This window comes from Mycobacterium sp. NGS39 (assembly GCF_059812765.1).
This window is the reverse complement of the sequence record NZ_JCALDH010000001.1, coordinates 201,737-220,093: the sequence shown is the minus strand read 5'-3', so window position 1 is coordinate 220,093 and position 18,357 is coordinate 201,737. Positions and strand designations below refer to the sequence as shown.

General features: G+C 68.1%; 17 protein-coding genes. 7 read left to right on the top strand and 10 right to left on the bottom strand.

Annotated features, from left to right (window positions below; translation table 11 throughout):
- Positions 1–39: 39 nt before the first annotated feature.
- Complete coding sequence (locus AC5Y39_RS01085) at positions 40–1,173, bottom strand: acyltransferase family protein (RefSeq protein ID WP_500016114.1); 1,134 nt, start codon at positions 1,171–1,173, stop codon at positions 40–42.
- A gap of 144 nt (positions 1,174–1,317) precedes the next feature.
- Here AC5Y39_RS01085 and pgfA point away from each other — a divergent pair, with 144 nt between their 5' ends.
- Positions 1,318–2,574, top strand: coding sequence for a cell envelope lipid trafficking protein PgfA (pgfA, locus tag AC5Y39_RS01080; RefSeq protein WP_500015880.1), 1,257 nt, complete (start codon positions 1,318–1,320; stop codon positions 2,572–2,574).
- Positions 2,575–2,582: 8 nt separating this feature from the next.
- A complete protein-coding gene (locus tag AC5Y39_RS01075; RefSeq protein ID WP_500015879.1) occupies positions 2,583–4,289 on the top strand; it encodes an MmpA family trehalose lipid delivery protein in 1,707 nt (568 codons plus the stop codon).
- Here the strand turns inward: AC5Y39_RS01075 and AC5Y39_RS01070 are convergent.
- A complete protein-coding gene (locus AC5Y39_RS01070) occupies positions 4,286–5,458 on the bottom strand; it encodes a glycosyltransferase family 4 protein (RefSeq protein ID WP_500015878.1) in 1,173 nt (390 codons plus the stop codon). The two genes, AC5Y39_RS01075 and AC5Y39_RS01070, sit on opposite strands and share 4 nt — an antisense overlap.
- Before the next feature lie 24 nt (positions 5,459–5,482).
- Here AC5Y39_RS01070 and AC5Y39_RS01065 point away from each other — a divergent pair, with 24 nt between their 5' ends.
- Genes AC5Y39_RS01065 through AC5Y39_RS01055 form a run of 3 tightly spaced genes read left to right on the top strand, consistent with a single transcriptional unit; the run spans position 5,483 to position 8,754 of the window.
- Positions 5,483–6,241 carry a class I SAM-dependent methyltransferase gene (locus AC5Y39_RS01065; protein WP_500015877.1) on the top strand — a complete coding sequence of 253 codons (759 nt, stop codon included), beginning with the start codon at positions 5,483–5,485 and terminating at the stop codon, positions 6,239–6,241.
- Between the two features lie 60 nt (positions 6,242–6,301).
- Positions 6,302–7,291 (top strand): phosphotransferase family protein, encoded by a 990-nt coding sequence (locus AC5Y39_RS01060; RefSeq protein WP_500015876.1) that lies wholly within the window; start codon positions 6,302–6,304, stop codon positions 7,289–7,291.
- A complete protein-coding gene (locus tag AC5Y39_RS01055; protein WP_500015875.1) occupies positions 7,288–8,754 on the top strand; it encodes an aldehyde dehydrogenase in 1,467 nt (488 codons plus the stop codon). Before AC5Y39_RS01060 ends, AC5Y39_RS01055 begins: the two co-directional genes overlap by 4 nt.
- A gap of 16 nt (positions 8,755–8,770) precedes the next feature.
- On the opposite strand, the gene AC5Y39_RS01050 is transcribed toward AC5Y39_RS01055, so the two are convergent.
- The 7 genes from AC5Y39_RS01050 to AC5Y39_RS01020 form a co-directional block, all read right to left on the bottom strand.
- A complete protein-coding gene (locus AC5Y39_RS01050) occupies positions 8,771–9,229 on the bottom strand; it encodes a MaoC family dehydratase (RefSeq protein ID WP_500015874.1) in 459 nt (152 codons plus the stop codon).
- Positions 9,226–10,116, bottom strand: coding sequence for an alpha/beta hydrolase fold domain-containing protein (locus AC5Y39_RS01045; protein ID WP_500015873.1), 891 nt, complete (start codon positions 10,114–10,116; stop codon positions 9,226–9,228). The genes AC5Y39_RS01050 and AC5Y39_RS01045 overlap by 4 nt, the downstream gene beginning before the upstream one ends.
- Positions 10,117–10,120: 4 nt before the next feature.
- Entirely contained in the window at positions 10,121–11,953 is a 1,833-nt protein-coding gene (locus AC5Y39_RS01040) for an acyl-CoA dehydrogenase (protein ID WP_500015872.1), read from the bottom strand.
- A gap of 78 nt (positions 11,954–12,031) precedes the next feature.
- On the bottom strand, positions 12,032–12,364 hold the full coding sequence (locus tag AC5Y39_RS01035) for an STAS domain-containing protein (RefSeq protein ID WP_500015871.1): 333 nt from the start codon (positions 12,362–12,364) through the stop codon (positions 12,032–12,034).
- Positions 12,365–12,651: 287 nt separating this feature from the next.
- Positions 12,652–13,185, bottom strand: a complete 534-nt coding sequence (locus AC5Y39_RS01030) for a dihydrofolate reductase family protein (protein ID WP_500015870.1) — start codon at positions 13,183–13,185, stop codon at positions 12,652–12,654.
- 10 nt (positions 13,186–13,195) lie between these two features.
- Positions 13,196–13,942: a class I SAM-dependent methyltransferase gene (locus tag AC5Y39_RS01025; RefSeq protein WP_500015869.1), complete on the bottom strand. Its 747-nt coding sequence runs from the start codon at positions 13,940–13,942 to the stop codon at positions 13,196–13,198.
- Positions 13,943–13,950: 8 nt separating this feature from the next.
- Positions 13,951–14,733: a crotonase/enoyl-CoA hydratase family protein gene (locus AC5Y39_RS01020; protein ID WP_500015868.1), complete on the bottom strand. Its 783-nt coding sequence runs from the start codon at positions 14,731–14,733 to the stop codon at positions 13,951–13,953.
- Between the two features lie 43 nt (positions 14,734–14,776).
- Here AC5Y39_RS01020 and AC5Y39_RS01015 point away from each other — a divergent pair, with 43 nt between their 5' ends.
- Entirely contained in the window at positions 14,777–15,595 is an 819-nt protein-coding gene (locus tag AC5Y39_RS01015; RefSeq protein ID WP_500015867.1) for a lysophospholipid acyltransferase family protein, read from the top strand.
- Between the two features lie 3 nt (positions 15,596–15,598).
- Positions 15,599–16,867, top strand: a complete 1,269-nt coding sequence (locus tag AC5Y39_RS01010; protein ID WP_500015866.1) for an alpha/beta hydrolase — start codon at positions 15,599–15,601, stop codon at positions 16,865–16,867.
- Between the two features lie 21 nt (positions 16,868–16,888).
- On the opposite strand, the gene AC5Y39_RS01005 is transcribed toward AC5Y39_RS01010, so the two are convergent.
- On the bottom strand, positions 16,889–18,322 hold the full coding sequence (locus AC5Y39_RS01005) for a WS/DGAT/MGAT family O-acyltransferase (RefSeq protein ID WP_500015865.1): 1,434 nt from the start codon (positions 18,320–18,322) through the stop codon (positions 16,889–16,891).
- Positions 18,323–18,357 lie beyond the last annotated feature (35 nt).

Genomic DNA, 18,357 nt, shown 5'->3' with positions numbered 1-18,357 from the left:
GCGGTCGGTCGGCGGGTACGTCGGGCACTCGTGGGGCGTTCAGCTGCTGGGGCTCACCGCGATCGGGGCGCTGACGGTGTCGGTCGTTTCGGTGACTGCCGAGTCCAATGGCGGCGCGTGGTGGCGGAATTCCCAGCGCCGCAAGGCAACTCGACACGGTGACTCGACCAGCGCGTAGCTGACCGCTGCGATCGCGAACCCGAAGAGCACCGTGAGCACAAGGACCACGGGCATGTGGCCGCTGAACGCGAACTCGCCGATCACCGGGAACACCATGGTCAACGCAGCCAGGTGCCAGATGAACAGGCCGTACGACCAGCGGCCCAGCGTGACCATCAGGCGGCTGCCGAGGATTCGGTGGGGGGTGTCGGGGCGGTCGAGCACCAGCGGCGCCACCAACGCGCCCGCCACCACCGCGCCCATCGCCGCCTTCACCATGAACTGCCCGACGGTGCCGGGGACGAGTCCTTCGGGGCCGGCCAGCGGGGACGCCGCCACCAGGAAGGCGCCGACCGCGACGACCGCCATCAGCACGCGGCGCCGGGCCAGCCGATGCGCCCACCCGAGCGGACTGACCGTCCACTCGGCGAGCAGCACGCCCGCGGCGAACCACGAGAAGAACGCCGGTGGCCAGTTCAGCTGGTTGACGCCCTCGGCGGTGTGCAGCGGAACCAGCGCCCACCCGAGGCTGAGCAGCGCCACCGCGCCGATGGCCGGAACGCGGGCCCGGACTGGCAGCCGGCGCGCGGCCAGCGCCAGCAGCGGCAGGGCCAGATAGAAGCTGACCTCCACCGACAAGCTCCACATCTGCGTCAGCCCCGCGGTGAGCGTGAGCGGAACGTAGATCTGGGTGAGCGTGAGATTCGCCAACCACACGGTCAGACTCGATGTTTGGGCATCGGGCAGCAGCGTCAGGATGACGACGACGGCTACCAGGTATCCGGGCATGATCCGCACGATCCGCGAACGCAGGTAGTGCCCCGTGGGCGGCGTGCGCCTGAGTCCGCGCGCCGCGGCGGCATGCCCGCGCCACAGCAGGAAACCGGACAGCGCGAAGAACACTGCGACGGCCAGGTCGAAGCGGCCGAACAGCCGGCCGGCGATACCGGTGGAGTGCCCGGTCTGGAACGCCACATGAGTGATGACGACCCCGATTGCGGCGCACGCGCGCATGCCCTCGACCGCCGGCAGAAACGTGCGGGTGCCGCCGACCGCGTCAGCCGGGTCAGCCGAAACCGTCACCGGATCAGGGTAAGCGTGTGCCTTAGTTCCTGCTGTTAGGGTCAGACGGGTTTGGTCCTGGGATGGGAGGCGCGGTTGAACCGGGCAGGGGCTCTTCGCATGACGGCGTACGGGCTGTTGGGCCTCGGTGCGGCCTTGCTGGTCGCGGCGTTGTTGCTGTCCACCTACACCACCAGCAGGATCACCAAGATTCCGCTGGACATCGACACCACGCTGGTGAGCAACGGCACCGCCAAGGCGCTGGACCCCGCGTCGCTGGCGACGGACCGCTTCGTCGCCAACGACAACGTGCCGGTGGTCCAGCAGCAGCAGTACAGCACCGAGTCGGGAATCGACACTCCCTCGAACGCCGACGTCGTCACTCTGCAGGTGGGCACCACGCTGCGGCGCACCGACAAGCAACAGGACACCGGATTGCTGCTGGCGATCGTCGACACCGTGACGCTGAACCGCAGCACTGCGATGGCGGAGTCCAGCGACAGCAACCCGGCGGGTTTCGTGCAGCGGCCGCGCACGATGGACGACACCAAGCCGCCGACGAACATCCCGCTCAAGCACGAGGGGCTGAACTACCGGTTCCCGTTCGACGTCGAGAAGAAGACCTACCCGTACTTCGACCCGATCGCGCAGAAGACGTTCGACGCCAACTACGACGGCGAAGAGGACGTCCTGGGCCTGTCCGCCTTCCACTTCAAGCAGAACGTCGGCCTGGACAACAACGGCAAGCTGGTGGAGCCGGTGGAATACCCGTCGCTGTACGACCGCGACGAGGACGCCAGGGTCACGGCCCGCGCTGCATTGTGGGGACTGCCCGGCCCGCCCGACGAGCAGGTGACCATGAAGCGCTACTACGCAGCACAGCGCGACTTCTGGGTGGACCCGGTCACCGGCACGATCGTCAAGTCCAAGGAACGCGCCATGCACTACTACGTGCGCTGCGGCGATCCTGACTGCAAGAACCGCGACGCGCTCAAGCCCGACGTGACGCTGGTGGACTACACGGTGACGTCCACCGAGGCCACCGTCGAGCAGCAGGTCAACGCCGCCCGCGACGAGCGCGACCGGATCGCCGTGTGGGGCCGCATCCTGCCGATCTCGTTCACCGCGCTGGGCATCGTCGCACTGGTGGGCGGCGCGCTGCTGGGGTGGTTCCTGCTGCGCACCGACACCGCGTTGATCGACCCCGGGCTGGACACCGCCGAGCACGGGTTCTTCGGTGCCCGCGGTCCGTCGGGTGAACCGGTGCCGGGCGCGGAGGCGCAGACCGAGAAGCTGCCGGCCCAGCGCCGGCCGCCGCCAGCGCCGCCTTCGGGGCCGCCGCCTACCTCGTAGCAGCGGCCGTGGCGTTGGCGCGGCGCGGTGTGGCGCCTGGGTACTCACTCGCGTTGGCGCTGCTGATCGCTGCTCCGCTGTTGGGGCGGGGCTATCTGCTGCTGCGAGACGCAGTGTCGACGCCGCGGTCCTATCTGTCCGACGACGCGCTCGGGCTGTCCGAATCGGCGCCGCGCGCAGTGCCGCAGGACTTTGCGATCGCGGTTGCGTCCCAGGTGCTTGACGGCGGCGTGGTGGTCAAGGCGCTGTTGATCGTCGGGCTGTGGCTGGCTGGTTGGGGCGCAGCGCGGCTCGCCGCCGTGGTGGTGCCCGACGCCGGCCTGGGCGGGCAGCTGGTGGCGGCGACCGTCGGCGTGTGGAATCCGTATGTCGCCGAACGGCTTTCGCAGGGCCACTGGAGCTTGCTGGTCGGCTACGGGTGTCTGCCGTGGGTGGCCGCGGTGATGCTGCGGGTGCGCGGTGAGGCGGCACCGTTTTGGCCCCTGCTGTTCTTCGTCGCGCTCGCCGGGTTGACCCCCACAGGGCTGATGCTGGCGGCAACAGTGGCGCTGGTGTGCGCGGCTGTGCCGGGTGCGGGGCGGCCACGGTGGCTGTGTGCAGCGGTGAGCTTGGCGGTGGCCGCCTTGGTCGCGTCGCCGTGGCTGGTGGCCAGTACGCTTGCCGGCACTTTGAGCTCCGAGCCTTCGGGGACCGCGGCGTTCGCCGCGCGGGCCGAACCGGGGCTGGGGACGCTGGGCAGCTTGGCAGCGTTGGGCGGGATCTGGAATGCGGAGGCCGTGCCGGCGTCGCGCGGCACGCTGTTCGCTGTTGTGGCGTCCGCGGTGCTGCTGGGCATCGTCGCCGTCGGGTTGCCGGTGTTGCGGCGACGACCGGCCGCGGTGGCGCTGTTGGTGCTGGCTGCGGTCGCGGTGGTTCTGCCGGCAGCGATGGCCACCCCGTGGGGAATCACCGTGGTGGACGCGGTGGTGCGGGGGTTGCCGGGGCTGGGCGTGGTGCGTGACGGACAGAAGTGGGTGGCGCTGGCGATGCCGGGATATGCGTTGGCCGGTGCCGCAGCGGTGGTCACGTTGCGTAGGTGGTTGCCGTCACGGCTGGCGGCCGTGGCATGTTGTGCGGCGCTGATCGCGGTGCTGCCGGATCTGGTGTGGGGTGTGTGGGGCACGGTGACGCCGGTGCGCTATCCCGCCGGGTGGTCGGCCGTGGCGTCGCAGATCAACGCCGACCCCCGAGCGGTTGTCGTGCTGCCGGCGGACACGATGCGGCGGTTCGACTGGTCAGGGCCGGCGCCGGTGCTGGACCCGTTGCCGCGGTGGGTGCGAGCACCGGTGTACTCGACGGGTGACTTGACGATCTCTGGGCGCACGGTGCGGGGTGAAGGCCAGCGGGCACGTGAGGTGCAGCAGCTGGTGCTGAGCGGTGCGGACCCGAAGGCGCTGGCCGCCGCAGGGGTGGGGTGGGTGGTCGTGGAGTTGGGCACACCAGGCGAAATGGGTTCTGCGGCACAGGCTTTGGCGCAGTTGCCGGCGGTTTACCGTGACGCGGACATGGTGTTGTACCGGGTCGGCGGCGATGCCGCCGGGGCGACGCCCGCGGACCGCCGGGTCATGGTGCTGATGCACCTGGTGTGGCTGAGCGTGCTGGCAGCGGGCGCGGCCGGTGCGATTTCGGTGCGTTTACCGGTGCTCAGCGCCGGTAAACGCACCGAATTCGCTTAGAGCACGCCGCTGATCAAGCGGCCCGCGGCAACGGACTCCAGCACCACCCGCATCGCGTCGGCGCTTTGGCGCCAAGAGAATTCGAGGCTGCGCGCCTGCGCTTTGCGCCCCAGCTCGTCACGCAGCAGCGGATCGGTGAGCAACTCCTCGAGCCGCATCACCAGCTCGTCGCGGTCGTCCACCAGCACGCCGGTGACGCCGTCGACAACCGAGTCCGTGAGGCCGCCGGATGCGCGGTAGCCGATCGTCGGCACCCCATGCTGAGCCGCCTCCGTCACTGCCAGCCCCCAGCCCTCCTTGCGCGAGGGCAGCACATGCACCCAAGCCTGCTGCAGCAGAGCATGTTTGGCGGCATCGCAGACATGCCCCTGAAACGTCACCGAATCGGCGATGCCCAGCCGCGCCGCACGGGCTACGAGCCGGTCCTGCCACCAACCGCCGCCCACGATGTCCAAGTGCAGGCCAGGGATCCGGCCACGCAGCACCGCAACCGCTTCCAGCGCGTCCTCGATGTGCTTGTGCGGCACCAGTCTTGACAGCACCACCACCCGCGGCGCCGACGAGCGCGGCGCTTGCAAGCCGGGCGGAAGCGGGTCAAGGCCGTTGCGCACCACGGCAATCCGGCCGGCGTCGACACCGAGGTCGGTCAGGTCACGCGCCGACGGCAGCGACACCGTGACGTATTGATTACGCCGATGCGCCCGCGGCGAGACCGTCGACTCGCAGAGCCAGCCCAACCGCCCCATCACCGGACCGGCCAACGGCCACTGCTCGCGGTGACAGTGGTGCACCAGCACCGTCGCCCTGCGGCCGAACACCAGCCGGGCGAAGAACGGCCACCCGTTCTGCGTGTCGATCACGACGTCGGGCCTCACCCCGCGCAGCGGACCGACACCCAGGCGGGCGCCGATCATCGCAAGCAGCGCCCACAGGTACACGGTGTAGCGGCCACCGCCGCGGTTGATTCGCACCCCGCCGACCACCTCGTCGCGCGTGGCGCCGGGGTAGCGCGCGGTGCGCAACGTCACCGCGATCCCGTCGGCGGCAAGGTGGGCACCGATGCGTTGCAGATAGGTCTCGCTGCCCCCGCCCTGCGGATGCCCGACGTCGCGCCAGCACAGCATCAGCACCGAGCCGACGCGTCCGGATTGGTGAGCGGCGGACGACATCCGGTTCAGCGTAGCCTCAGCGCGATGCCGCCGACCGACGTCTTCGCCAAACGCGCCACGCTGCGGCGGTCGCTGCGACTGCTGACCGAATTCCGCTACGAGCAGCGTGACCCCGACCGCTTCTACGGCGCGCTGGCAGCCGATACCGCAGCGCTTGTCGACGATCTGTGGCGCGGGATTCACGCCGAGCCCGCGGCGGGCCGGTTGCTGCTGGACGTCGGCGGCGGCCCGGGCTACTTCGCGTCAGCGTTCGCCGAGCGTGGCGTGCGGTATCTGGGCGTCGAGCCCGATCCCGCCGAAATGCACACAGCCCCTCGCGGCGACGGTGGCGGCACATTCGTCCGCGCGTCCGGGATGGCCCTGCCCTTTGCCGACGACAGCGTCGACATCTGCCTGTCGTCCAACGTCGCCGAACACGTCCCGCACCCATGGCGACTCGGCGCGGAGATGCTGCGCGTGACGCGGCCCGGGGGCCTCGCGGTGCTGTCCTACACCGTGTGGCTCGGCCCGTTCGGCGGTCACGAGATGGGGCTGACGCACTACCTCGGCGGCGAGCGCGCCGCGCGCCGCTACATCCGCAAGCACGGTCGCGCGCCGAAGAATTACTACGGGTCGTCGTTGTTCGACGTCTCGGTAGCCGACGGTCTGCGCTGGGCGCGGTCGACCGGCACCCTGGCCGCAGCTTTCCCCCGCTACCACCCGCGATGGGCGTGGTGGATGACGTCCGTGCCGGTGCTGCGCGAGTTCGCGGTGAGCAATCTGGTGCTGGTTCTGACGCCGTGACGGCGGTCCGACTGGAACAGGTTCTCGTTTGGCCCGCGGCTGGGTAGTGTGGGCCACACCATGACAGTGCCGTCCACACTCACCACGTCACTACGCGAGGTCTTCGAACAGTGGCTGGCCGCTCGGCAGGCCGACGCGGCGGTGGCTGCGGCGGCGCTGTCGGCCGAACGCACGGTGCTGGTGGATGCCGGCTGGGGCGGAGAAGCCCACCGGCTGGTGGTGCGCCTCGGGGCGGTTGGCGGCTTCGACACGCGCTTGCAGTACCTCACGCTGCGCCGGCTCGGCACGCAGCTGTCGCGGCCGGCGGTGCCCCCAGCGCTGTGGTACGAGGACGACCCGACCCTGCTGGGCGCGCCGTTCTACGTAACCGCCCGCGTCGACGGACTCACGACGGCTAAGTACGAGACCCCGTACACCTTCGCCTCGTGGATCACCGACGCAAGCCCCGCCGAACGCGCCCGCATGCAACGAGCGACGATCGAGCAGCTGGCGCGCGTCCACACCGCCGCACCCGCCGACTTCACGTTCCTGGACCGACGCCGTCCCGGCGAATCGGCGCTGGCCACGATCGTGCGGCGCACCGCCGAGCGCTACGAGTCCGTCGCGTCGCGGGGTCTTCGCGCTCCGCTGATCGAGCGCGGATTCGGCTGGCTACGCGAGCACTGGCCCGTCGAGCGGACGCCGGTGCTGGTGTGGGGTGACGCCCGCATCGACAACGTCACCTACCGCGATTTCACGCCGGTGGCGCTGACGAGCTGGGAGCGCGCGACCCTGGGCCCGCGGGAGTTGGACTTGGGCGCGCTGGTGTTCCACCACCGGTTCGTCGACGAGCTGGCCTATGCGGCAGCGCGGCCCGGGCTTCCCGACTTTCTGCGCCCCGACCAGGTCGCCGCCACCTACGCCGACATCACCGGCCATGAGCCCGCGCACCTCGGCTTCTACATCGTGTTCGCCGCGCTGGAGCATGCGATCGAAAAGATCCGAAGCCCATTGCGCGCCAACGCCTTCAAGACACTGACCCAGGCCCTCGAGGACACAGGAGAGAGATGACCGCGCAGCACAGAACCGAGTGGGACAAGTTGTTCATCGGCGGCAAGTGGACGGCACCGTCGACTGCCGAGGTGATCGAGGTCCATTCCCCCGCGACCGGCGAACTGGTGGGCAAGGTTCCGCTCGCGGCGCCCGCCGATGTGGATACGGCCGTGGCTGCCGCCCGCGCGGCATTCGACTCTGGCCCGTGGCCGTCGACCCCTCCGGCCGAACGCGCAGCGGTCATCCAGGCCGCCACCAAGCTGCTCGAAGACCGCAAGGACTACTTCACCTATCTGCTGACCTGCGAGACGGGACAACCCGTCACGATCATCGAGACGATGCACTGGGCCGGCTCACTGGGCGCACTCAACTTCTTCGCCACCGGCGCAGACAAGGTGGTGTGGAAGGAGATTCGCAACGGCGCCTACGGCCAGTCGATCGTGACCCGCGAGCCGATGGGTGTGGTCGGCGCGATCATCGCGTGGAACGTGCCGCTGTTCCTGGCGGTCAACAAACTCGGCCCTGCGCTGCTGGCGGGGTGCACCGTGGTGCTCAAGCCCGCTGCGGAAACACCGTTGAGCGCCAACGCACTTGCGGAGGTGTTCGCTGAGGCGGGTCTGCCCGAGGGGGTGCTGTCGGTGGTGCCCGGCGGGATCGAAACCGGCCAGGCTCTGACCGCCAATTCCGACATCGACGCGTTCACGTTCACCGGCAGTTCCGCGGTGGGCAAGGAAGTGGGCAAGCGGGCGGCCGAGATGCTCAAGCCCTGCACCCTGGAGCTGGGCGGCAAGTCGGCCGCGATCGTGCTCGAGGACGTGGACCTTGCCTCGGCGGTGCCGATGATGGTGTTCTCCGGGATCATGAACGCCGGACAGGGTTGCGTGAACCAGACGCGGATCCTGGCGCCACGGTCGCGCTACGACGAAATCGTCGACGCGGTCAAGACTTTCGTCGAGGCGCTGCCCGTGGGTCTGCCGTCGGACCCGGCGGTGCAGATCGGCCCCCTGATCAGTGAGAAGCAGCGCCAGCGCGTCGAGGGCTACATCGCCAAAGGCATCGAGGAGGGCGCGCGACTGGTGTGCGGCGGCGGCCGACCGGAGGGGCTGGACAGCGGTTACTTCGTGCAGCCAACGGTTTTCGCCGACGTCGACAACAAGATGACGATCGCGCAGGAGGAGATCTTCGGGCCCGTGCTGTCGATCATCCCCTACGACACCGAAGAGGATGCGATCAAGATCGCCAACGACTCGGTCTACGGCCTGGCCGGCAGCGTGTGGACCACCGACGTGCCCAAGGGCATCGAGATCTCGCAGAAGATCCGCACGGGTACCTACGGAATCAACTGGTATGCCTTCGATCCGGGCTCACCGTTCGGCGGCTACAAGAACTCAGGTATCGGTCGCGAGAACGGGCCCGAAGGCGTCGAGCACTTCTGCCAGCTCAAGAGCGTCCTGCTGCCGATGGGCTACACGGTCGAGTAAGCCGATTTCGGCGGGGTCAGAAGATCACCCGCACGATGGTCTCCGCCACCGCCGCCGGCTTCTCGGAGCCGTCGAGTTCGATGGTGTGCTTCACCGTCAGGTTGACCATGCTGTCGCCCACCTTGGCGGCGTCGACGAGCTCGGAGCGGGCGCGGATCCGGCCACCCGACGGGACAGCCGCCAGAAAGCGAACCTTGTTGAGCCCGTAGTTGATTGCCATCTTGGCGTTCTCGACGCGGAAGTTGTCCTTGCTCATCACCGGAATCATCGACAGCGTGAGGAAGCCATGCGCAATCGTTGTGCCATAGGGGCTTTCGCTCTTGGCACGCTCGACGTCGATGTGGATCCACTGGTGGTCCTCGGTGACGTCGGCGAACGCGTCGATGCGCTTCTGGTCGATCTCTTTCCACTCGCCGACGCCAAGCTCCTGGCCGACCAGACCGACGGCGTCGTCGATGGATGAAATCACCTTCATTGGCGTGCTCCCTTGGCTGTCGCAGTGTTGACGTGGGCCACGATATCTCTGCGTGCTGCCCGGCCCTCAGGTGTGGGCAGCAGCGGGTACACGTGCAGGGCACCCGGCCGCTCGTGGTAGCAGACCCGGTCGCGGGGAAGCTTGTCGACCAGGACGCGGCAGTCCGGCAGCGTGATGTCGCGGTCACCGACGTAGAGGTCGATCGGCGGGACGTTGGTGAGATCGCCGAAGAGGGGGCTGACCCGTGGATCGTCATACGACAGGCCGCCCGCCCACGCGTTGGCGTACTCGTGAAGTCCGATCTTCGACAGCCAGGGGTCGCGCGGTTCGACCGCGGCAATGGCGGGGTTGCGCAACGCAAGGTCGAGCCACGGCGCGATCAGCGTCAAACCGAGCGGGGCAGCGGCGCCCGCCTGCATCCACGTCAGGGTCGCGGCCAACGCCAAGCCACCGCCGGCGGAATCCCCCATCACATACATCGGCCCGGCCGCCGTGACTTCCCGAAACACGTTCTGCGCCAACGAAATTGCCTGCGCAGCGTGATACTGGGGTGCGAGCCCGTAGATCGGCACGCAGACCTCCACACCCACACCGGCGGCGACTTGCGAGACCAAAGACCAGTGCTGTTTTTGGATCTCGGTGACGTATCCGCCGCCGTGCAGGTAGACGACTGTCGCGTGACGGCTAGGGGATGCCGGGCGCACGACGTGGACGTCGAACCCGTCGACGGTGCGGGTGCTCACGTCGAACAGCCGCATCAGCCGACGCGACGGCTTCGACGAGCCCTTCGGCGCGGCCAGCGCGCGTCGCGCCGCTTCGATGCTGCGGTGCCGCCGCTTTCGAGTAACCGTCAAGTAAGGCGCGATGGCCTTCGTCTGCCATGACACCTCGCTAGAACGATTCCTCGCGCATCTCCATGATCGTCAGGTCCACGTTCTCGACGATGCTGCGCTCGGCGGACAGCCGCGGCAGCACGTTCTTGGCGAAGAACTTCGCGACCGCAACCTTGCCGAGGTAGAACGCGCGGTCGTCGCCGGGGTCGCCGTCGAGGGCCTGCAGCGCAATCTCGGCCTGCCACAACAGCAGCCACCCGATGAGCAGGTCACCAACCGACAGCAGGAACTTCACCGACTCCAGACCCACGCGATACAACTCGCGCGCGTTGTTCTGCGACTCGATCAGATAGCCGGTGAGTGCGGCGGCCATGGCCTGCAGATCGGTGACCGCAGTGGCCAGCAGTGTCCGGCCCTCGGCCAGCTCCTGGCGCGCCCCGTCGTCGTCGAGGAACTTCTGGATGCGGCTGACGACGTGCTGCAGCGCGACGCCGTGGTCGCGCGCGATCTTGCGAAAGAAGAAGTCCTGGGCCTGGATCGCGGTGGTGCCCTCATAGAGGCTGTCGATCTTGCTGTCGCGGATGTACTGCTCGATCGGGTAGTCCTGCAGGAAGCCGGAGCCGCCCAGCGTCTGCAGCGACTCGGTCAGAATTTCGTACGCGCGCTCGGAGCCGACGCCCTTGACGATCGGCAACAGCAGATCGTTGACCCGCTCGGCCAGCTCGGCATCGGCCCCGGACACCACCGCGGCCACCGCCGGATCCTGGTGCGCGGCGGTGTACAGGTACAACGCGCGCAACCCCTCCGCGTAGGCCTTCTGGGTCATCAACGCACGACGCACGTCGGGATGGTGGATGATCGTCACCCGAGGCGCGGTCTTGTCGGTCATCTGAGTCATGTCCGCGCCCTGCACCCGGATCTTCGCGTAGTCGAGTGCGTTGAGGTACCCGGTGGACAAGGTCGCAATTGCCTTGGTGCCCACGAACATTCGCGCGTACTCGATGACTCGGAACATCTGCGCGATGCCGTTGTGGGTGTCGCCGACCAGATAACCGACCGCAGGTTTGCCGTGCTGGCCAAAGGTCAGCTCACACGTGGCCGACGCCTTCAGCCCCATCTTGTGCTCCAGGCCGGTGACGTAGACGCCGTTGCGCTCGCGCGGTTCTCCGGTCTGCGGATCGAAGAGGAACTTCGGCACGTAGAACAGGCTCAGCCCCTTTGTGCCCGGGCCTGCGCCCTCGGGCCGGGCCAGCACCAGATGCTGGATGTTTTCGAACAGGTCGTCGGTGTCGCCGTTGGTGATGAACCGCTTCACTCCGTCGATGTGCCAGGTGCCGTCCGGCTGCTGGGAAGCCTTGGTGCGGGCGGCCCCGACGTCGGAGCCCGCATCCGGTTCGGTGAGCACCATCGTGGCGCCCCAGTTGCGCTCGACGGCCAGCTTGGCCCAGTGCTGCTGCTGCTCGTTGCCGATGTGGTAGACGATGTTGGCCATGATCGGGCCGGCCATGTACATGAACACGGCGGGGTTGGCGCCCAAGACGAACTCGTTGATCGCCCAGGCCACGATCGCCGGCGCAGGCACGCCACCGACGTGCTCGTCGAGCCCGACCCGGAACCACTCACCCTGCTGCCAGGCCCGCAGCGACTGCTTGAACGGTTCCGGCAGCCGGACGGCGTGCTCGGCGACGTCGAACGTCGGAGGATGACGGTCGGCTTCGGCGAACGACTCGGCCACGGGGCCCTCGGCCAGCCGCGACGCTTCGGCAAGCATCTGGCGCACCGACTCCCCGTCGAGGTCGCCGAATCCGCCGCCGGCCAGTGCCTTGTCGAGCTCTAGGACCTCGAAGAGGTTGAACTCGAGGTCGCGCACATTGCTCTTGTAGTGACCCATGCCCGGCACCTTCCGTAGTCGCGCGAAGCGCCGGCTTCAGGCGCTTCGCGTGAAGAGCCGAACCGAGCGTAACCCGCGCTAGGTGACCAGGCGCAACGGCCGCTGGTCACGGCCCGAGCGGCGGACCCGCTGCAGCGCCTCGGTCGCCGACCGCACGGCGGGGACCAACTGGTCGCGGTCGCCGACCCGCAGCAGCCGGTGCACGGCGTGGCTGCCGATGACCGCCCATCGGGCGTCGGTGCGCATGCACTCGACGTTCCACGCGAACAGGGCGCGCAGTCCGTCGACACCGATGAAATCCGTGTCGACCATGTCGACGATGAGCGCGCCGTCCTGAGGTACCAGCGCGATCACCCGGTGGCGCAGTTCGTCGGCATTGGTGGCGTCGATCTCGCCGCTGATCGTGATCACAGTCAGCCAGCTATAGATTTGGGCCGTCAAACACGCACGGCCACAATCGATTACTGATGTGCCATGAAGCGCGTCAGACCTGGTATCGGTATGCACAGCAGTCATTGACGTACCCTCATCGAGTCTGTCGCTGATCTTTCGAAAACGCTTGGCGCGCAACGGCTCTAATTGAACAACAGGTAAATATCCGCCGCGCAGCGCTTTCACGGAGGCTGTGATCTCAACCTGCGGTGAGTGTAGCGCGGATCACGTCGAGCACTTGGGTGCTGACCGTCGCGGAACCAGTTCTAACGGTTTCTTAACGGTAGCTTTCGCCACCGCGCGCAGACGAAGTCGCCGTTGACCCCGGATTCGACCAGCGACCACTCCGACGCCGTGGGCAACAGCCGGCCGCCGCGGCCGAGCGTGCACGGGGCAAAGCTGACCACGAGTTCGTCGACAAGCCCCGCTTCGACGAATTGCGCCGCCGCCTCGCCCCCGCCGACAATCCACACGTCTTTGTATCCGGCGGCCTGGACCAGCTTCGGGTGAAGCCGCGTCACGTCGCCGCTGAACGCCTGAACGGGGTGACCGGCGACGATCTGCGGGCGGTGGGTGAGCACCCAGCTGGGCTGCGGATACATCCACTCCCCTGGATGCTCTTTGACCACCCACTCGTAGGTGGTCGCACCCATGACCAGCGCACCGACCGACCGGATGAACGCTTCGTAGCCGTACGGGCCGGCCGGGTCGATGTCGCGCGACGTCAACCAGTCCAGGCTGTCGTGTTCGTCGACGATGAACCCGTCCAGACTCGAGCCGGTGAAGTAGATGGTTGACATCGCTCGACCGTCAGCGGGCGGGTTTGGCCGGTTTGGTGGCGGTGACGTACTGCAGCACCCGCTGGGTCTCCTGGCGGACGTCGGTCAGCCCCGCCTCGGTGAACAAGTCGACGAATTCCCGCTCGTCGAACATGCGCAGGCCCACGGCGTCGGCCAGCGGTGTGGTCACCAGCCGCACCGGCGCCACGGTGCTGAGGCAACTGGTGAGGATCGCGATGCGGCCGCCGGGCGCCAGCACGCGCACCATGTCCTGCGCGACGCGCAGCGGCTCGGGCATCAAGTACAGCGCGCCGAAACAACACACGGCGTCGAAGGTTGCGTCGTCGAACGGCAGGTCCCGCGCGTCTGCGCGCACGTAGCAGGTGTGCGGGCCGCTGTTGTCGGCCACGGCCCGCGTCAGCATCGGCTCAGAGATGTCCAGCCCGATCGCGATCCCGCCGTCCGCCAGCTCGTCGGCCAGACGGCGCGTGAAATTGCCTGGGCCACAAGCGACATCGAGCAGCTTGGCGGCGCCGACGGGCCGCAGGTCGTCGCGGGCGCGGCGCAGCTCGGCGCCGGTGGTGACACCGCTTGCGACGTAGAACGACAGCGGCCGCCACACCCGCTCGTAGACGCCCGCGACGAACCGGCTGTTCATCGCACGCTGGGCGAACGTCGGCGCCGGCGAGCTCACCGATTCGCCGAGGACGTCGAGGTAGCCGTGCCGCACCCACGCGTCGCGGTTGAGCAGGCCACGGGTCACCTCGATCGGCGACATGGGCGCGCTCAGGTTCCGGTCCAGCGCGGCGCGCGCTTCTCGGCGAACGCGATCGCGCCCTCCTTGGCGTCGTTCGACGCGAACACCGGCATCAGGATCTTGGTCTGCTCACGCCACATCTCGTCGGGACTCCAACCTCGGGACTCGACGATGATGCGCTTGGTGGCGGCCACGGCGAGCGGGCCGTTGGCGGTGATCTTTTCTGCCAGCGCCAGCGCGCCATCGAGCGCCTTGCCCGGTTCGGTCAGCACGTTGACCAGTCCCAGCGCGTGCGCCCGATCGGCGGGCAGGTTGTCGCCGGTCAGCGCGAGCTCCATCGCGATCGCATACGGGATGCGCTGCGGCAGCCGCAGCAGCCCGCCGCCCCCGGCGACCAGCCCGCGCTTGACCTCCGGAATGCCGAAGGCCGAGTTGTTGGCTGCCACGATCAGGTCCGTGGCCAGCGCGAGCTCGCAGCCGCCGGCCAGGCAGTAGCCCTCGACGGCCGCGATCAGCGGCTTGGCCGGCGGGCGTTCGGTGAAGCCCATGCCGCGGCCCTCGACGACGACGTTCTCGCCGCGGGCGAACGCCTTGAGGTCCATGCCCGCGCTGAACGAGCCGCCCGCGCCGGTCAGCACCCCCACCGACAGGCCGGCGTCACCGTCGAGGCGGTCCATCGCGTCGGCCAGGCCCCGGCTCACGGCGGCGTTGACGGCGTTCTTGGCTTCCGGCCGGTTGATGGTGATCAGCAGGATGCGGTCGCGCTGCTCGACGAGGACAGGGGCTGACGATTCGGCTGACGGTTCGCTCATGAGTACCTGAAACTACTCCACACCCCCTCGGTAGGATTCGACCATGGCAGACGCCGACGTCGACCGTGCCGAGATCGAAAAGTGGGATCCCGAGTTCACCGAGCGTGTCGTCGGCATCCTGCGCCCGCTGCTGCGCCGGTACTTCCGGACCGAGGTGCGCGGCCTGGAGAACATTCCGCCCGCCGGCGGAGCGCTGCTGGTCTCCAACCACTCCGGCGGTCAGTTCGCGATGGACGTGCCGATCCTGGCCGTAGAGTTCTACGAGAAGTTCGGCTACGACCGGCCGATCCACACGCTCAGCCACGACATGCTGTTCTTCGGGCCGGTGGCCAACGCGTTGCTGCGCACCGGCTTCATCCGGGCGAACCGGGAGAACGCCGCCGAGGCACTGCGGTCGGGTCATCTGGTGGTGGTGTTCCCCGGCGGCGACTACGACGCGATGCGACCCACGGTGTGGGAGAACGTGATCGACTTCGACGGCCGTAAAGGCTACGTGCGCACCGCAATTGAAGCCGGCGTGCCGATTGTCCCCACCGTGTCGATCGGCGGGCAGGAAAGCCAGCTGTTTCTGGCCCGCGGAACGGCACTGGCCAAGGCGCTCGGCCCGATCACCCGGGCGGCGCGCACCAAGATCATGCCGGTCTCGATCGGATTCCCGTTCGGCGTCAGCCTTTTCGGTGTCTTCCCGCCGAACCTGCCGCTGCCCACCAAGATCGTCACGCAGGTGCTCGAGCCCATCGACATCACCGCGGAGTTCGGCGACGACCCCGACATCGACGAGGTCGACGCCCACGTCCGCGAGGTGATGCAACGAGCGCTGGACCGCCTGGGACGTGAACGCCGGCTGCCGATAATCGGGTAGGCGATGGCTGACTGGTTACGGCGCCTGCGGCGGCCGCGCCCACTTGCGCGTGCGGCCGTGGAAATGATCAACGCGCTCAACGGGTTGACGCCCTTGCGGCGCACCGGCCTCAGCAGCGTGATCGTGTTCTGGTTCGGCTGGCACACCTCGGAGCTGCCGCAGCTGTTTCTGGCCGGGTCGGCCATCGACGCGATCCGGCGCGGGCGCCGGGGCGACTTCGGCGGGCGGCGCGGCAAGATCGCGCTGGCGCTGACGGTTGTCTCGTGGGCGGTGCTGGCGGTGATCTACCGGCGCAACGTGACGACACCGGGTCCGGTACTGAAATCGGCGTTACGCGACGGGCTCGGCGACGACTACCCAGAAGTGGTGTCGTCGCTGCCGACGACGCCGTCGCGCTCCGGTCGGCCGGCGGGCGCGCTGCGCACCAGCCAGATCCGTCGTCGTTACGTCGGACGCGACAACGTCGTGCGGTACGGCCCGCACCGGGCGAACGTAGCCGACGTGTGGCGAAAGCGTGATCTGCCACGGGACGGGAAAGCGCCTGTGCTGGTTCAGGTTCCAGGCGGCGGCTGGATGATCGGGATGCGCCGGCCGCAGGCCTATCCGCTGTTGAGCCAGATGGCCGACCGCGGCTGGATCTGCGTGTCGCTGGGCTACCGCGTGTCGCCGCTGCACACCTGGCCCGACCACATCGTGGATGTCAAGCGCGGCCTGGCATGGGTCAAGGAGCATATCGCGGAGTTCGGCGGCGACCCGGATTTCGTTGCGATCACAGGCGGTTCGGCGGGCGGGCATCTGGCTTCGCTGGCCGCGCTGACGCCCAACGACCCGGTGTGGCAGCCGGGCTTCGAGGAGGCCGACACCTCGGTGGCAGCGGCGGTACCGATCTATGGCCGCTACGACTGGTATTCCATCGAGGGGCGCGACCGGCGCGAGTTCGTGCGGATCCTGGAGAAGTTCGTGGTGAAGAAGAGCTACCGCGAGCACCGGCAGATCTACGTCGACGCGTCGTCGATCACCCGCGTGCACTCCGATGCGCCGCCGTTCTTCGTGCTGCACGGGCGCAACGACACGCTGATCCCTGTGCAGGAGGCCCGCGAGTTCGTCGACAAGTTGCGCGACGTGGCAAAGCGCCCGGTGCTCTACGCCGAATTGCCGCATGCTCAACACGCCTTCGAGATGTACGGGTCTGCGCGGGCGCATCAGACCGCCGACGCGGTGGCGAACTTCCTGTCCTGGGTGTACGTCAAAACCCGGGAGGACGCGCCCTGAGGTTCCCGGGTCTGCTTGTCATCAGCCCACCCGGGCCGGCGCCATCGCCGTCTCCACCGGTGTGAGATCGCTGGAAAGCCCTGCCGCAGTTCGTATTTCAGCGAAGGAATGCACCATCGCGGCCGTGGCCTCGTGCGGATCGTCCAAGGTGACGTCATCGGTGAGCACAGAAATGTTCAGCTGGTCGACATAGCTCCACACGGTGATGTTCATCCCGCTGCCGGCGATCAACGGTCCCACCGAATAGATTTCGCTGACTGTGGCGCCACCGATGCGGCCGCGCTCGCGCGGACCCGCCACGTTGGAGATCGGCAGATTCAGCAGCCTGCTCTGCGCTTCGCGTTTGGACAGCCAGCGGAACACCGGCGGGCCAAGAGGGGGTGGCAGATACGCCGCCCATTGCGACACCACATCCGGGCCGAGCAGATGGAACTCCTCTTTGGCGATGCTCGCCGACAGCGCGGTCAACCGCACCCGCTCCAGCGGATCGTCGACATGCACCGGCAACGAGACGTTCATTCCCAGAAACTCGTTGCCTGTCAATCGATCTGGCGAAGTATCGAGCGCGGCCGGCACCGACGCGATCAGCGGGGCGTCCGCGCGGCCGTCGTACCGCAGCAGCAGCTCGCGCAGGGCGCCGGCGGCGGTGGCCAGCACCAGATCGTTGATCGTGATGCCGAGCTGCTTGCTGGTCTGCTTGACGTCGGAGAGCGCCAGCGTGGCGGTGGCGAACCGGCGGCCCGGTGTAACCACATGGTTGATGAACGTCGGCGGCGGCGAGAACGGCTTGGCCAGCTCAGGGTGCTCCCCGCGCTCCTTCGCGCGTCTGCGTACCCGCCCGATGCCCTTGGCGGTCTCCTTCGCCAGCTTCGGCAGCTTGCCGAACTGCTGGACATGGTCACGCCATGCGGCCGAGAGCAATTCGCTGGTCGGCGGTGCAGAGTTGGTGGCGTAGAGGTCGCGCTCGTCTTGGATCGGCCCCTTCAGGTCCATCGCCTTGGCCATCAAGTTCGCCGACGCAACCCCATCAGCCAGCGCGTGATGAACCTTGCCCACCACCGCGAACCGGTTTTCGGCCATGCCCTCGACGAAGTACATCTGCCACAGCGGCCGGCTGCGATCCAGCGGGGTGCTGGCGATCTCGCCGATCACCTCGTCGAGTTCGCGGCGCCCGCCCGGCGAAGCCACCCGCACCCGGCGCAGGTGATGGTTCAGGTCGATCTCCGCCTTCTCCATCCACATCGGGTGATGCAGTTTGAACGGGATGTCGACGAGCTTGTAGCGCAACGGTTCGAGCAGATGCAGGCGGCGGCGCAGTGTGCGCCGGAACAATTCGAAGCTGAATTCGCCGTCGAAGTCAGACGCGTCGATCACGCCGATCTTCAACGTGTGCGTGTGGATGTTGGGCGTCTCGCTGTACAACAGCATGGCGTCCCAGCCGTTGAGCCGTTTCACACCCCACCTCTTTCAAGGTCGACCCGACGGGCGTC